Annotated in this window: 13 protein-coding genes; 12 read left to right on the plus strand and 1 reads right to left on the minus strand. The window is 46.1% G+C overall.

Going from position 1 to position 14,123, the window contains the following annotated elements:
* Positions 1–183 precede the first annotated feature (183 nt).
* Positions 184–405, plus strand: coding sequence for a cold-shock protein (locus D9A03_RS17335; protein WP_371682969.1), 222 nt, complete (start codon positions 184–186; stop codon positions 403–405).
* Positions 406–505: 100 nt separating this feature from the next.
* On the opposite strand, the gene D9A03_RS17340 is transcribed toward D9A03_RS17335, so the two are convergent.
* Entirely contained in the window at positions 506–1,525 is a 1,020-nt protein-coding gene (locus tag D9A03_RS17340) for an NAD(P)/FAD-dependent oxidoreductase (protein WP_254055082.1), read from the minus strand.
* 346 nt (positions 1,526–1,871) lie between these two features.
* Here D9A03_RS17340 and D9A03_RS17345 point away from each other — a divergent pair, with 346 nt between their 5' ends.
* The 11 genes from D9A03_RS17345 (at position 1,872) to tsaE (ending at position 14,072) form a co-directional block, all read left to right on the plus strand.
* Positions 1,872–2,570, plus strand: coding sequence for a response regulator transcription factor (locus tag D9A03_RS17345; RefSeq protein WP_120498583.1), 699 nt, complete (start codon positions 1,872–1,874; stop codon positions 2,568–2,570).
* A gap of 81 nt (positions 2,571–2,651) precedes the next feature.
* Positions 2,652–3,152 (plus strand): hypothetical protein, encoded by a 501-nt coding sequence (locus tag D9A03_RS17350; RefSeq protein ID WP_162938222.1) that lies wholly within the window; start codon positions 2,652–2,654, stop codon positions 3,150–3,152.
* Positions 3,153–3,184: 32 nt separating this feature from the next.
* The gene (locus D9A03_RS17355; RefSeq protein WP_120498453.1) at positions 3,185–4,837 is read left to right on the plus strand and encodes a stimulus-sensing domain-containing protein; all 1,653 of its coding nucleotides are present in this window, start codon (positions 3,185–3,187) and stop codon (positions 4,835–4,837) included.
* A complete protein-coding gene (locus D9A03_RS17360; protein WP_120498454.1) occupies positions 4,838–5,290 on the plus strand; it encodes an HPr kinase/phosphorylase in 453 nt (150 codons plus the stop codon). It begins immediately after the preceding gene.
* A gap of 45 nt (positions 5,291–5,335) precedes the next feature.
* Entirely contained in the window at positions 5,336–6,235 is a 900-nt protein-coding gene (rapZ, locus tag D9A03_RS17365) for an RNase adapter RapZ (RefSeq protein WP_120498455.1), read from the plus strand.
* A gap of 179 nt (positions 6,236–6,414) precedes the next feature.
* On the plus strand, positions 6,415–6,807 hold the full coding sequence (locus D9A03_RS17370) for a PTS sugar transporter subunit IIA (RefSeq protein WP_085906636.1): 393 nt from the start codon (positions 6,415–6,417) through the stop codon (positions 6,805–6,807).
* Positions 6,808–6,871: 64 nt separating this feature from the next.
* Positions 6,872–7,120 carry an HPr family phosphocarrier protein gene (locus D9A03_RS17375; protein WP_120498584.1) on the plus strand — a complete coding sequence of 83 codons (249 nt, stop codon included), beginning with the start codon at positions 6,872–6,874 and terminating at the stop codon, positions 7,118–7,120.
* Positions 7,121–7,203: 83 nt separating this feature from the next.
* Positions 7,204–8,970, plus strand: a complete 1,767-nt coding sequence (gene ptsP, locus D9A03_RS17380) for a phosphoenolpyruvate--protein phosphotransferase (RefSeq protein ID WP_120498456.1) — start codon at positions 7,204–7,206, stop codon at positions 8,968–8,970.
* Positions 8,971–9,593: 623 nt separating this feature from the next.
* Complete coding sequence (gene ahcY, locus D9A03_RS17385; RefSeq protein ID WP_120498457.1) at positions 9,594–10,889, plus strand: adenosylhomocysteinase; 1,296 nt, start codon at positions 9,594–9,596, stop codon at positions 10,887–10,889.
* 211 nt (positions 10,890–11,100) lie between these two features.
* The gene (locus D9A03_RS17390) at positions 11,101–13,569 is read left to right on the plus strand and encodes a PAS-domain containing protein (protein ID WP_216825522.1); all 2,469 of its coding nucleotides are present in this window, start codon (positions 11,101–11,103) and stop codon (positions 13,567–13,569) included.
* Positions 13,566–14,072, plus strand: a complete 507-nt coding sequence (gene tsaE, locus D9A03_RS17395; protein ID WP_254055083.1) for a tRNA (adenosine(37)-N6)-threonylcarbamoyltransferase complex ATPase subunit type 1 TsaE — start codon at positions 13,566–13,568, stop codon at positions 14,070–14,072. Before D9A03_RS17390 ends, tsaE begins: the two co-directional genes overlap by 4 nt.
* The last annotated feature ends 51 nt before the right edge of the window (positions 14,073–14,123 follow it).

The raw sequence follows: 14,123 nt of genomic DNA on the forward strand, positions 1-14,123 counted from the left end.
TATTATTCGAGGAAATGTTGCTGTTGATTTTCAGTGGCTTGGTTTCTATCAAGCCTTTTGTTTGTATAGAAAATCCGGACATGTTTGTTAACGATTGCCAGTATTAAGGGATACTGGTTTGGAAAAGCTACAATAAGCGGTACGCCTCTGGGGTGTGCCGCTTGTTTTTTTAAGGAGTTCATCTTGATACAACAGGGGATTGTCCGTTGGTTTAGCAGCCAAAAAGGATATGGTTTCATCACACCGCAATCGGGGGGGGAAGATGCATTCGTACATTTTGCCGCGGTACAGAAATCTGGATTGGCAGGCCTGGTTGAAGGTCAGCAAGTCGAATACGAACTGGTTGAAAGCAGAAAAGGGCGCATGGCAGCAGATAATATCAGGGTGTTACAGCCTGTCGGATAGCGTCGCAAAACATAATTGAATGAAGATATTCCATTCGTGATATTGGTAAGCAGGGCATGATCTGTTGCCCTGTTTACTGAAACCCCACAATCTGTAGCTTTTATTCTCCGGGAACGCCCTGTGACGTTGAATACTGGAAATGCAGTTCCTGATCAGGAAATACTCTGGGGTGGATGGCATGTGCTGCCATGGCTGCTTCTGAAAAGCCGCAGAGGATAAGTTTCAACTTGTTTTCATAGGTTGCGACATCTCCGATAGCATAGATGCCGGGCTGTTTGGTTTCGCAGGTTGCTGGATTGACAAGAATGTGGCCACGTTCCAATTCGAACCCCCAGTCTGCAATAGGTCCAAGGTTTGTTGCCAATCCATAAAAGGGTAACAGGATATCAGCTTTCAGAGCACGCTCATTGCCTTTTAGATCTTTGACAATGACAGATGAAAGTTTTCCGTCTTTTCCCTTCAATTTATGAAGCTGGTAGGGAACAACCATCTCTACTTTGTCAGTCTCTGCTAGTGCGCGCATTCTGGCAACTGACTCCGGAGCTGCCCGGAACTTGTCGCGCCTATGGACGACGTAAACTTTTTTGGCCACCTGTGGCAGTGACATGGCCCAATCCACAGCACTATCGCCTCCGCCAGCGATAACGACTGTTTTGTCGCGGAAATCTTCACGGCGTTTAACCAGATAGAAAACAGATTTGCCTTCAAAATCTTCAAGGCCATCAAGAGGGGGACGGTTAGGTCCAAAAGCCCCTGCCCCTGCCGCGATAATAACAGCTTTGCAATCAATGACAGTGTATTTGGTTGTCGTAACGCGCCATGTGTTGTCGCTCTGTCGTGCTAAGCCACAAACCTGTTGATCGAGATGGTAAACAGGATCAAAAGGTGCTGCTTGTTGTTCCAGATGTTCTATAAGCTCTGCTGCTGCGACAGTTGGAAAGCCGGGAATGTCATAGATAGGCTTCTCTGGATAGAGAGCAGTGCATTGTCCGCCAGTTGCTTCCAAGGCATCTATCACGTGAGTTTTCATGCCAAGCATGCCGCATTGGAACACGGAAAAGAGACCGGTTGGCCCTGCACCGATAATAATAACGTCAGTTTTCTGGATACTTTGGCCCACGCAGATAATCCTTATGATCGCCATAAGAGGCGGTTAGAATAGCTTCATAAAGGGCGCATTGTATGTAAGCTTTAGGGCGATTCAATAGTAGAAAAACGCCAAAACTATGTTTTTTCTTCTAAGAGGAAATGTAATTTGATCGCGATTATTGCACTGCTTAGAAAGTTTTTTGATCAAATTTTGAAAATTATCTTCCCATAAGTGCCCATTCAGGAACAAAATGCTGCCATAGTCGCGCGCCACATTGCTTAATGTGACAGGATACTTACTATTTGATTCGCTTAAGCGAAATAAGGGAGCTGCCCCGGACAAAGGCTCGGCCCCTGAACTTGAAATGAGGAATGGCATGGAAGGCAACATTGTACTGGTAGATGACGACAGAAATATTTTAACGTCGGTATCTATTGCTCTTGAATCCGAAGGTTTCAAAGTTCGAACCTATACAGATGGTTCCGAAGCTTTGCGCGGAATGGCTTCCAATCCCGCAGATCTTGCCGTTCTTGATATCAAAATGCCACGAATGGATGGTATGGAGCTGTTGCGACGTATTCGTGAAAGCAACTCTATCCCTGTGATCTTCCTGACATCGAAAGATGATGAAATCGATGAAGTTTTGGGGCTGCGTATGGGGGCGGATGATTACATCACCAAGCCCTTCTCTCAACGATTATTAGTTGAGCGAATTAGAGCATTACTGCGCCGGGAAAAAGCAAAACAGGATCTAAGCGAAGGTAAAGAAGGGGAAAAACCTATCCAGCGCGGAGAAATGATGCTGGATGCGTCTCGTCATCTTTGCACTTGGAAAGGGAAGCACGTCAACTTGACGGTGACGGAATTTTTAATTCTCAAGGCCTTGGCCCAACGACCGGGCCATGTAAAAAACCGTGACCAGTTAATGGATGCAGCATACGGTGATGCGGTCTATGTTGACGATAGAACAATTGACAGTCATATCAAACGATTACGGAAAAAATTCAAAGAGTGTGATGACGATTTCGGCCAAATTGAAACGTTGTATGGTGTTGGCTATCGCTATCGTGAATAAGCGAAATATCCAGCAAAACATCCAAAGGGGGAATAGCTGTAAAAAAAGAGCTTGGGGCTCTTGTGATACGGAGGCCTTTTGATGGATAGGATGGAACGCATAGGCTTGTTTATCGGCATGGGATTGATTGTTCTTGGTCTGGTAACATTGTTTGATGGCACAAATGATCATTCTGACCTGAAGTCGAAGGCAAATAGGTCAGAATTGTTGAGTGATAATACTGGAACGAAGACATCTGGCCCGATTTTGCCTGATTACGATATTATCCTTGTGAATTCCGCTGGTGTCAGCGGTGGTTCGCCTGCACAATCTTTGAGCCGTCAGCAAGAAGAAGTAATTCGTTTGGCTCTGAAAACTGGTGGGCGGGGGACTCCTTGTGATTTGCAGGGGAAGCGTCCTGACCGTGTTTTGTGGGGGCAACGGGGAAATCAGAAACATCTTGATAGTCTGTCCGTTTTTTCTGATGAGAAATTGATTTATCTTGGTAGTTATCTCGAGGCTTGGAAAATACACGCGACCGGTGGCACGGTGACTTGCTACAGCTTAAATGATCAAGCTGCCAAGATATTGACTGAGCTATAATAATTTGAATTTGATGTTGTTTGGGGGAAACGGTGGCTGACGAAAGTCACAAGCAAAAAGCTGAAATAGCGCAGACCGTTAAAAAGCACCGTAAAGGGCGCAAGCGGGGATGGCGCTCGTCTTTAACGCACAAAATTCTCCTGATTAATAGCTTTGTTTTGATGATACCTGTTGTTGGATTGATGCATCTTGAGCAGTACAGGCTGAGCCTTATTGCATCGGAACTGGATGCATTATCGATACAGGGGCGTGCCTTTTCCCTTAGTTTGGGGTCGACTGCGGTTGTTGCCAGCCAGGTTGGAAGTGAAAAGCTTGTTCCTGAACTGACGCGCAGTCTGATGCGGGCAATGCTGAATGATATCGGTGTCCGGGCCCGTATCTTTGCGACTAGTGGTGAAATGTTGGCTGATAGTTTGTATCTTGCCGGGGTTGGGGGGCCAGTTGAGGTCGGGGAGCTTCCGCCGCCGGGGGGCATGGGGATGATGGATCGAATCATCCTGTTTTACGAAGAGATTATTAACTGGCTACCGGGGCATGACGACTGGCCGCTCTACCGGGAAGCACAACATCAAAGTGCAGAAGACTATACCGAAGTGCTTATTGCCTTGAACGGAGAGCCCGCTGGAATGGTCCGGACAGATACAACTGGTCGTCTTGTCCTGTCGATGGCTGTTCCTGTGCAAAGATATCGTCAAGTACTTGGTGCCCTGATGCTTTCAAAAGATGCACAGGTCGTGACACAAGCGGTGCAGGATCGCCGCCGTGATATTCTCGCGGTCTGTGGTTTGGCGCTGGGCGTAACAGTCCTTTTATCGCTGTATCTTGCGGGTATTATCGGGCGTCCACTACGTCGTTTGGCAAATGCTGCTGATTTTGTACGCTATGGGAAAGGGCGGGAATACGAGATTCCTGACTTTACTCACCGGGGTGATGAAATTGGCGATTTATCTGGCGCTCTACGTGCGATGACCGAAGCATTATGGGCCAGAATGGATGCCATTGAAGGTTTTGCCGCGGATGTTTCCCATGAAATTAAAAATCCACTGACGTCTCTTCGCTCTGCTGTTGAAACCGTTTCTCGTGTAAGTGATCCTGAACAGCAAAAGAAACTGTTGGCTATCATTATGGACGATGTCCAAAGATTGGACCGTCTTATTAGCGATATCTCTGATGCGTCTCGCTTGGATGCCGAACTTTCCCGGGCCAAGATGGAAGAGGTCGATGTTGGCAAACTTTTGGAAGCTCTGGTTGAAATTCAACGTGTTGATGAAAGCTGTCCTGTTTTTGAGACGGATATAAAAGCGAACGAGAAGCTTTGTGTTCAAGGATTGGAAGGGCGATTGGGGCAGGTTTTGCGTAACCTGATGACAAACGCGAAAACATTCAGTCCGAAAGACGGCAAAATTCGTTTAGCAGCATGGTCCGAAGAGGGAAGAGTAATCATTACAATTGATGATGATGGTCCCGGTATTATTCCGGGTAAATTTGAAGCCATTTTCGATCGGTTTTATACAGAGCGCCCGGAAGAAGAAAAGTTTGGTACCCACTCTGGTCTTGGCTTGAGTATTTCCAAGCAAATTATTGAAGCCCATAATGGGATGATTACAGCGGCAAACAGAATGGATGAAAACGGGGATGTTCTTGGTGCTCGCTTTACCATTTCTCTCCCGGAAGATCAGCGATAGATGTCTGAAAGTCAGCTTGTGCACTGTACAACTATTGCCTTTGAAAAAGAGGGGTGGTTGACCGCTGTATTACTCAGGGGAAAGTCAGGATCGGGGAAGTCTGATTTGGCCTTAAGGGTTATTGATTCAGGCCGTGCAGAGCTTGTTTCAGATGACCAAACCCTTCTTACCAAACATGGGAATGATATTCTTGCGTCGCCCCCCTCTACCATTGCCGGGAAACTGGAAGTCAGGGGATTGGGGATTGTCTCTTTTTCCTATTGTTCTGAGGTTCCCGTGGGATTGATTGTTGATCTTGTTCCGCGTGAAGGCGTTGATCGGTTACCCGAATCAACTAAAGCAGAAATTCTGGGTGTTGAGATCCCGTGTGTCCAACTGTATAGCTTTGATCATTCAACTGTCGCAAAGCTGTTACTTGCCATATCCCGCCCGGAAAGCGATATAGTAAGGTAAAATATTGTTCTTTCTGTCATTTATTGGGTACTAGGGCGAACATCTATGTCAGTTTCTCAAGAGACTAAAGTCGAAAATTCTCTTAGGGTTGTTTTGGTCACCGGGCTTTCCGGTGCAGGACGTTCCACTGCAATGAAGGTTCTCGAAGATCATGGGTTTGAAGCAATTGATAATCTGCCATTGAATTTGCTGGACCTTGTTATCGGGGATAAACCGCGTCGCCGTCCTCTGGCTGTTGGTATTGATATCCGGTCTCGTAACTTTTCTGCACCACCGCTTCTTGAGCACATTCGCGAGTTGAAAAAGCGCCCGGAACTGGATGTCTCACTGGTTTTCCTAAACTGCTCGGTTGATGTGCTCGAAAGGCGCTTTAAAGAAACGCGACGACGCCACCCTCTTTCCGAAGATCGCCCCCTTAAGGATGGTATTCTTGCTGAGCGGTTATTAGTCGCTCCACTTCAGGCCCGCGCAGATTTTGCAATTGATAGTTCTGACACCACGTCGGCAGATTTCCGGCAAAATTTAACAAGTTTGCTAGGATTACAAGAAAGCGGTGTGATGACTGTTCAGGTCATGTCTTTTTCTTATCGTTTTGGCGTACCAAGAGAGGCGGATCTTATGTTTGATGTGCGTTTCTTGCGAAATCCTCATTATGACCCTGGTCTTCGTCCTCTTTCGGGGAAAGATAAAGCTGTTTCGGACTATGTTCGCAAAGATCCTGATTTTTCCAGTTTTGCATCACACTTAAAGGATCTCGTGATCCCTCTTCTCGCGCGTTATCAGCAAGAAGGAAAAAATTATCTGACTATTGCAATCGGCTGCACAGGCGGACGTCACAGATCGGTTGCTTTAACGGAGTGGTTGGGCAGCGAACTGGATGATGTCTGGCCGCAAATGATTGTCGCGCATCGGGATATGGATAAAGAACCAGATCGGTATAAATAGCTCCGATTAGTATTCCTGTATTTAAAATATCATAGGGCTTTTTCTCTTTGGTTATTTCTTAAAATACCTCTTTTCTTGAGAATATTTGTCTTTACTGCATTGCTTCGCCTTGTATGGGGGGATGGTTTGCTGTTAATTTTCCCATATATAAAGGGAAAGCGCCTGCGGAAAGGGAAGGCATGATAGGGATGGTTCTGGTCACACATGGTGACTTGGCTCTCGAATTCGTGGCAGCATTGGAACATGTTGTGGGACCTCAGACACAGATTGAAACTGTGTGTATTGGCCCAGAAGATGACATGGAGCAAAGGCGTCAGGAAATTATTTCTTCTGTTGAAAAGGTAGAAGACGGTAGCGGTGTTGTAATTTTAACCGACATGTTTGGTGGTACCCCCTCTAACCTTGCTATATCCATCATGGATAAAGCTAATGTAGAGGTTGTGGCGGGTGTTAACTTGCCTCTTTTGATCAAACTGGCTGGTCTGCGGGAAACAAAATCCATGAAAGAAGCGGTTTTAGAAGCTCAGGAAGCAGGTCGTAAGTATATTCACGTTGCTTCAGAGCTACTTTGATCGTGCTTAAAACCGAGTACCAGGGGTTTTAAGGGGGAAATAGAACTTGCTTACCAAAACATTGATGATTTTGAACAAGCGGGGATTACATGCCAGAGCTTCTGCCAAGTTTGTAAAAGTTGCTGAAATTTTTGATGCAGAAGTGACCGTTTGCAAGGATGGAACAAGCGTATCAGGTTGTTCTATTATGGGATTAATGATGCTGGCGGCTGCGCCGGGATGTGAAATAGAGCTAACTACCACGGGACCTTCTGCGCAAGAGGCGATGGTGGCATTGGAAGAGTTAGTTCTGAACAAATTTGATGAAGACTAATAGGGACCAAGCTTTCCAATAACTTATGGGGAAGCCGTAGAAATAATCATCGCGTTGCATAAATTATCAGATAGGAATGCGCTGTGGCCAATAAGTCCGGTGAACGTATATTCGAAGGCCTTGCTGTCTCGCCCGGGGTGGTGATTGGTTCTGCTTATGTCAGTGAATCCAGCGATATACAGATTTTGGAATACCGGGTTCCAACGGCAAAGATTCCTGCAGAGCTAAAGCGTCTGTCTGATGCGGTTGAAAAGGCGCAAAATCAAGTTCTCAAGCTGCATGGACAATCGAAAGATTTTCACGGTGCAGCGGGTGAAGAACTTGGTTATCTGCTTGATGCCCACATGCAGATGCTCAAAAGCTCTAGCTTGATCGGTGGTATTGAGGCACGTATTCAAACCGGACAAAAAAATGCTGAAGCGGCTGTCATGGCTGAGGTCGGGCAGATTGCACGCAAATTTGCGTCAATGGAAGATCCCTACCTGCGGACAAAATCACAGGAAGTACGCGAGGTCGGGCATCGCATCGTTCGTAATCTGACCAAAACCAAAGCGGATTCTTATTCTGGGTTGACGCCGAACTCTGTTATTCTTTCCGAGGAAATTACACCTGCGGATACCGCGATGATGGATCCCAGCCATATCGGTGGGTTTGCGACTGTCCTTGGTGGTCCAGAGGGGCACACCGCGATTATGGCGCGTTCCCTTGGTTTGCCTGCGGTTCTTGGCGTGCCAGAACTTCTTAAAGGTGTGGAAAACGGCGAAGTCATAATCATTGATGGTACAAACGGACGGGTAATCATTAACCCTAGTCCTGCGAGAATCAAAGATTACAAGCTTCGTCTCAAGGACATTGAACGAGAAGCCAAAGTTCTTGCGGGATTACGCGATATTGCAGCTGTAACAGTTGATGAGGAACGGGTTGGTCTGCAAGCTAATGTCGAGTTGCCGCGTGAAACCGGACAGGCGGTTGCCAATGGGGCTGAAGGTGTTGGCCTGCTGAGAACTGAATTTCTCTTTATGAACAGGGAAGAACTACCGACAGAGCAGGAGCAATATGAGGCGCTGGCTGAAATTATAGATGGCATGGCTGGGCGGCCTGTAACAATCAGAACGTTGGATGCCGGGGGAGAAAAACTGGTTTCTGCTTTGGGAACGCATCCGACAGAATCGCAAAATCCGGCGCTTGGATTGCGGGCTATTCGCTTGTCTTTGAAACATCATGATCTATTACAAACGCAACTGCGAGCCATCTTGCGAGCCAGCGCTCACGGCCCTTTGCGTATTTTGTTGCCAATGGTGACAACGCCGAGTGAAGTTCGTGAAGTTCGCAAAGCCTTAACAGAAGTTGCCGAAGGGTTGAAAAAGCAAAATATCCGTATTGCTGATCCTCTACCACCACTTGGAATTATGATTGAAGTTCCGGGTGCGGCACTGGCTGCGGACGGGCTGGCCAAAGTCGCAGATTTCTTTGCTATCGGAACCAATGATCTGACGATGTACACTCTGGCGATCGATAGGGCTGAGGAACAGGTGGCTTATCTTTATAATCCTTTGCATCCAGCGGTGTTACGGTTGATTTCTTTTGCGGTGGATGCAGCGAGGCGTGCTCATATTCCGGTCTCGGTTTGTGGTGAAGTTGCGGGGGATGTCGATTATTTGCCGTTATTGTTGGGCTTGGGCGTTCGAGATCTTTCCATGAGTTCTAATGCCTTGCCGAGGGTGAAAAACAGAATCCTTAAACTGAATATGGAAGATGTTACCCGGCGTGCTGAAGCCATAATGACACAGCACGATCCCGGGCGTATTTCGATTATGCTTCAGGACTATAACGAGCGTTATAATTCGTGACAGTTTTGAATCTGTTTCTTCGTGGTTATTCCAATGGTGAGACGAGATGAATGCGGAGAAACACGCCGAATTCCTTGGTAAAGTGGAAACTGACTCTGGCGTGAACTGCCCCTTGCTTGTTATAAGAACGGGATTTTTGAGAAAGTGATGTGATGGCTTTATGTCAAATGCCGGGGTGGGTACCCAAATGCCGGGGTGGGTACATAGACCAAATGATCCGTCGCTATAAAAAGCCACCCAATCCCGGGGCTGCAATTGTTCCTAGTTTTTGTTCGAACATGAAGTTCTTGGAGACAGTCGTGTGGTTGTTGTTCCGCTGAAAGAGTTGGAAAACAGTAACCGGGGTATGGTGATTTTTCTTAAAAGCCAGCTTAAACGAAGAGTTGTAGAATCCTTCATTTCAGTCGCAAGAACGTTTGCAGAGACGGAAGGTGCCTAACATTACGGTTTTCTTTAAAATGTTGATGTCAAATGAAGCCGTATGTCGTGCTGCTCTACGAATTTAGCGGATGGCTGTGTTTTTAGGAAATGGGTTGCAATATCAGTTCAAGGCTGCTAATTTCCTGCCAAAATAAACACATAAAGATTTCTTTATGTAATTGCACTATATGAAAGCCAAGTACATGACAGAATTTACTGATTACAAAGTTGCGGATATGTCCCTAGCTGATTGGGGCCGTAAAGAAATCACAATTGCTGAAACTGAAATGCCAGGTCTCATGGCACTTCGTGAGGAATTTGGTGAAAGCAAGCCACTTGCGGGTTCTCGTATCGCTGGTTGTCTGCATATGACAATTCAGACCGCTGTTTTGATTGAAACCCTTACAGCTCTGGGTGCTGAAGTTCGCTGGTCTTCCTGTAATATTTTCTCAACTCAGGATCAGGCTGCCGCAGCTATTGCTGCAACGGGCGTTCCTGTGTTTGCCTGGAAAGGTGAGACCGAGGAAGAGTTTAACTGGTGTATCGAACAGACAATCGAGGGTCCTGAGGGTTGGAAGCCAAACCTCATACTTGATGATGGCGGGGATCTTACTGTTATGGTTCACGATCATTTCCCAGAGCTTCTGGACGATATTCGCGGTCTTTCTGAAGAAACGACAACAGGTGTTCACCGTCTGTATGAAATGGCCAAAAAAGGCACATTGAAAGTACCTGCGATCAACGTGAACGATTCTGTCACAAAATCAAAATTCGATAACCTTTATGGCTGCCGCGAATCCCTTGTTGATGGCATCAAGCGTGCAACTGATGTGATGGTTGCCGGTAAAGTTGCTGTTGTTGGCGGCTTTGGTGATGTTGGTAAAGGTTCTGCAGCTTCCCTGCGTACACAGGGTGCACGTGTTCTTGTAACCGAAATCGATCCGATTTGTGCGCTTCAGGCCGCAATGGAAGGTTACGAAGTAACAACTATGGAAGAAGCTGCTTCTATCGGCGATATTTTTGTCACAACAACCGGTAATAAAGACATTATTACAATCGATCACATGCGCGACATGAAAGACCGCGCAATCGTTTGTAACATCGGTCACTTTGATTCAGAAATCCAGATTGCTGCTCTTCGTAATTATCCTTGGCACAACGTTAAAGACCAGGTTGACGAAGTTGAATTCCCGGACGGCAAACGTCTTATTATTCTTGCCGAAGGTCGTCTTGTTAACCTTGGTTGTGCAACAGGACATCCAAGCTTCGTGATGTCCGCATCCTTTACAAACCAAGTTCTGGCACAGATTGAACTGTGGGAAAACGCAGCGAACTACGAGAACAAAGTTTACGTTCTTCCTAAAGCATTGGATGAAAAAGTTGCGAAGCTTCACCTTGCGAAACTGGGTGTTAAATTGACCAAATTGACACAAGAACAAGCTGATTATATCGACGTACCAGTAGAAGGTCCTTTCAAGCAGGATCACTACCGTTACTAATAATTTGTAAAGGCTTAGTTACACGGTATTTACCGGTAATATAGCCACAAAACGTTATCTTCAGGGGTCGCAGATTAATTTCTGTGGTCCCTGATTGCGTTCAACATCTTGTTTTGACAAGATAAACTCATTACACTTGGTGAGGGTTTTCTGGCAGCTTCAAAAAATCCAAACTAGATATGGATTTTCTGCATTTTTTGAGGGGAACGCAGTGTCGTCATTTTCGGCTTATCTGCCGGGTTTCTTTCTTACTCTCATCATCCTGCTTGGCTCGGGGTTAGTTGTTTTTGCTTATCGTCATCGCTGGCGATCTTTGCAGCAAAAACTCTATGATCTACAAATAAAATCATCGCTGGATCGTGCTGCTGTTTTGGCTGCACCACTTGGCTGTGTAACCTTTTCTCATCACGATAATAAATCTCGCGCCAGTGTTGGTGTTGTCCGGGAATTTGGTCTCGATAAAGGAGAGATCGACTTCAATGCGATCTCAATTGCTTTCCAACGGGGAACAGGAGAGGCAAATACACTTACCGAGGCGTTCGAGAGCTTAAGGAGTGAAGGAAAATCTTTTACGCTTACCTTGCGGGCAAAGGGGCGAACATACCGTATCAACGGCCAGCGCATTGAATCTGCAGGTGATAATTCTCTGATAACAGATGTCGTCTGGTTTTCTGATGTCAGTGATTTGGAAAAACAGGCGCGGACTGCTGCAGAAGAGTCCCGTCATGTTTCTTCTCTGTTGGAAAATTTACCAATTCCCGTGTGGATGCGAGATGAGAAGCTTGCGCTTACCTATTGTAATCAGGCCTATGTTAATGCTGTAGAAGCCGAATATAGTGACATTCTTCAGCAAAACATAGAACTTGTGGACCGTTCAAAAGTTTCTCAAGCGCATAGTCTTGCCCGGCAGGCGCTGGAGAGTGGTGAAATCGTTTCTGAAAGACATCACGCGATTATCGCCGGAGAAAGGCGCCTCTTGGAATGCTGTGAAAGAAGTCTGGACGATAAAACGCTTTTGGGATTTGCTGTTGATCAAACAGGTTTGGAAGAAGCAGAAAGTAAACTGAATCGGCATATTGGCGGACATGCCCAGGTTCTTGAGAACCTTGGAATCGCCATTTCTATTTTTGGCCCGGATGAACGATTGGTCTTTTTTAATTCATCCTATGCAACACTTTTTAAGTTAAATGAAGATTTCCTGAAATCCGAACCTCATTTGAGTGAGGTTTTGGATACGATGCGCGAAAATCGCAGACTTCCGGAATACGCTAATTTTCCCGAATTCAAACAACAGCGGTTACGTGATTATCGTACGATGATCGAACCTGTTGAAGAGCTGTTACACCTGACAGACGGAACAACGTTGCGTTCTGTTGCGACGGCACATCCCTTTGGCGGGGTGCTTGAAACCGTTGAAGATGTAACCGACCGTCTCGCACTGGAAAGATCTTATAATACCTTAACGGCAGTACAGCGAGAGACGTTGAACAAGCTTTATGAAGCTGTTGTCGTTTATGGTGCAGATGGCCGTTTAAAACTTTTCAATCCTAACTTTGCCGGGCTTTGGAAACTTCCCGAAGATTTCCTCAATAGTGAACCGCATGTCAGAGATGTGGTTATGCGAAGCCGGGATCTTTTTGAAGTTCGGGATGAAGACTGGGATGATCAACTTGAATTGATGGTCGCTCGTGTCTGTGAACCCGAAGTTCGGTCCGGGCGTAAATTCAGGTCCGATGGTGTCGTTCTTGACTGGGCGCAGGTCATGCTGCCGGATGGGGCCACCTTGTTGACTTTCCTTGATGTTACGGACTCTTTTACTGTTGAGCGTGCCTTACTTGAGAAAAATGAAGCCCTTGAGACGGCTGATAAACTGAAAACAGAGTTTATCGCGAATGTTTCTTATGAATTAAGAACACCGCTGAATGCAATTGTTGGCTTCGCGGAAATTCTGGAAAACCAGTTTTTTGGTGAATTGAACAGCAGGCAGAGAGAATACAGTCAGGCGATTGTTGAATCATCCCAACGTTTGATGACTTTGATTAATGATATTCTTGATTTGGCAACCATTGAAGCGGGATATCTGCATCTGGATCTGACCGAGGTTAAAGTCGATCATATGCTGCAGCATCTCTATACTATCGGGCATGAAAGGGCTCGTCATCGCAATATTGAAGTGAATATTGTCTGTGATGACGAGATTGGATCTGTCCAAGTGGATGAGCGCCGACTTACACAGGCATTATATAATCTCCTGCTCAATGCACTCAAATTCTCTCCTGAAGGGGCCAGTGTGGATATAACGGCAAGCCGTGATCATGAATTGCGTATTGCTGTGAAAGATAATGGTGTGGGGATCGGCAAAGAAGATCAAGAAAGAGTTTTCCATAAATTTGAACGTGGTGAAGGACATGCAAAACAAGCCGGGGCTGGTCTCGGGCTTTCGTTGGTCAAAAGTCTTGTAGAACTTCACGGTGGTTGGGTTGAAATTGAATCTGAAATTGATGAGGGAACGATCGTGACCTGTCATATTCCATTACTGGAAGAGCCGGAAAAATCCGGTGGCATTCGTCAAATCGTCGCCGATACCATTAATGAAAACACTGAAATTCGTGAAAAAACGGAACCTCAATATGAAATAGAGGGAAGTGTCGAAGTCCAGACCGAGGGCGAGACCCCGTGACAGCCACGAGTATAACAGCAGAAAATTTTATAGGTGAAATTGCTTTTGCTGATGAAAATGAAACCCGAGAATTTGCCCGAAAACTAGCACCATTTTTATATGAAGGTGATGTTCTGGCTTTGGATGGAGACCTTGGGGCGGGTAAGACAGCTTTTTCCCGCGCCTTGATTAATGCCTTCCCTGCTATGGAAGGGATGGAACAGATAGAAGAAGTTCCCAGTCCTACCTTTACTCTGGTTCAGATATATGACCGGGCTGACAAGCAGATCTGGCACTTTGATCTCTATCGGCTAGAGGATGCGGAAGAAGCTTATGAACTTGGTATTGAAGAGGCTTTTTCCGAAGGTATTTCGCTTATTGAATGGCCTGATAGGCTGGGCTTTTTAATGCCGCGTGGGCATTTACAGGTAAAGCTGTCTTATGGGCAGGGAGAAACCGCAAGAGTATTGAAATTTTTCGGTGGTCCGAAATGGCGAGAAAGATTTGCACCCTTATTTTCGTGAAATCTGGCTCTTTCTCGAAGCGTAATTAGATCAACGGATGGATCCGATTGA

The organism is Kiloniella sp. EL199 (assembly GCF_900313065.1).
In the GTDB taxonomy this organism is placed as follows: domain Bacteria; phylum Pseudomonadota; class Alphaproteobacteria; order Kiloniellales; family Kiloniellaceae; genus Kiloniella.

Coding starts and splice junctions, on each gene's coding strand:
- D9A03_RS17345 (WP_120498583.1), top strand. CDS start 1,872: ATGGAAGGCAACATTGTACTGGTAGATGACGACAGAAATATTTTAACG.
- D9A03_RS17350 (WP_162938222.1), top strand. CDS start 2,652: ATGGATAGGATGGAACGCATAGGCTTGTTTATCGGCATGGGATTGATT.
- D9A03_RS17360 (WP_120498454.1), top strand. CDS start 4,838: ATGTCTGAAAGTCAGCTTGTGCACTGTACAACTATTGCCTTTGAAAAA.
- rapZ (WP_120498455.1), top strand. CDS start 5,336: ATGTCAGTTTCTCAAGAGACTAAAGTCGAAAATTCTCTTAGGGTTGTT.
- D9A03_RS17370 (WP_085906636.1), top strand. CDS start 6,415: ATGATAGGGATGGTTCTGGTCACACATGGTGACTTGGCTCTCGAATTC.
- D9A03_RS17375 (WP_120498584.1), top strand. CDS start 6,872: ATGATTTTGAACAAGCGGGGATTACATGCCAGAGCTTCTGCCAAGTTT.
- ahcY (WP_120498457.1), top strand. CDS start 9,594: ATGACAGAATTTACTGATTACAAAGTTGCGGATATGTCCCTAGCTGAT.